The sequence below is a fragment of the Bacteroides sp. ET225 genome, assembly GCF_024733745.1.
Lineage (GTDB): Bacteria > Bacteroidota > Bacteroidia > Bacteroidales > Bacteroidaceae > Phocaeicola > Phocaeicola excrementipullorum.
Map to the genome: position 1 here is coordinate 1 of NZ_JANRHN010000094.1, position 423 is coordinate 423.

Below are 423 nucleotides of genomic sequence, written 5' to 3' on the forward strand. Positions count from 1 at the left end.
GCGTCGGGATAGTTGCTCTGCACGTAGCTCTTGATCCCCTGAGGAACAATCGCTGAAGGAACTCCGTTGACCTTGCAGCTAACTTCCGTCCAGTCGCCAGACTTGTCGAACTCAACCTTTTCGCCGGTCGTGAAGATCACGTCGTAGCTCTTGCTGAACAGATCTGTTTCCTGCTTGGCCAAAGCAACCTTCGAACTCTTGAAATAAGTCGAAAGGAAGGTCTGAGCCTTAGTAGGCAACTGACCGATCTGGATGGGCCTGTCATTGTCGGCAAAGGCGATTCCGGACATCACGAACACACTCACTAAAAATAATGCTAACTTTTTCATAAGGCTTATTCTTTTTAGGGTTATACATTTGTTGCATTTTTCTAATGCAAAGATGCGGACAGAATCTGAAAACTTTCTGAACAATGCGGATTTT

Annotated in this window: 1 protein-coding gene; it reads right to left on the reverse strand. The window is 45.9% G+C overall.

What is annotated here, in order from left to right:
- Positions 1 to 329 (reverse strand): PepSY-like domain-containing protein (locus tag NW212_RS15240; protein WP_258339462.1); only part of this gene is annotated, 329 nt, incomplete at its 3' end.
- Positions 330 to 423 lie beyond the last annotated feature (94 nt).